Here is a 513-nt window from a genome sequence, read left to right as displayed (position 1 = left end):
GCCACTCTTTCATCCAGGCCCGCGCGGCATCCAGCTTGTGTTCGTAATCCGGCGTATCGGCAAGTTTTGCCGCCAGATCGACCGTCAGCGTCGCCATCCCCGGCCAAGGGGCAAAGAACGACCCGCCGATCACCCCATCCAGCACCCGCGCATTGCGCGCCAGATAGCGCGCCAGCGCCGGTGCGGTTGCGGCAATGTCGATGATAAGGTCCACCAGCGACGGGTTCGCCTCAAACAGCGAAAAGATCTGCACGCCCGATGGCAGCCCGGCCAGAAAACCATCCAGCGCCACCAGCGCCTCATCCGGGTTGGCCGCCCGGTTCAGCCGCTTCAGCAGCACCGGGCGCAGGCGGCGAAAGATGGCTTGCGCCCGGTCTGAGCGCAGACAGGCATAGCTGGACCAGCCGTCGACAATGCTGCGGGCGTGGTCCGACAGCTCTGGCCCGTCTTCCGCTTCGCCGGGGGCAAAGAAGCCTTCGGTCAGCCGGTCAGTGGCCTGAAGCCGGTCCAGAA

Annotated in this window: 1 pseudogene; it reads right to left on the bottom strand. The window is 65.9% G+C overall.

The features are described from left to right. Positions 1-513: pseudogene (locus AC1QQ2_RS15125) on the bottom strand (glutamine-synthetase adenylyltransferase); the annotation flags it as partial.

Source organism: Aestuarium sp., assembly GCF_023253315.1.
GTDB lineage: Bacteria > Pseudomonadota > Alphaproteobacteria > Rhodobacterales > Rhodobacteraceae > Marivivens > Marivivens donghaensis.
Note: the sequence above shows the minus strand (reverse complement) of the source record. Positions and strands in the feature narration are given on the sequence as shown.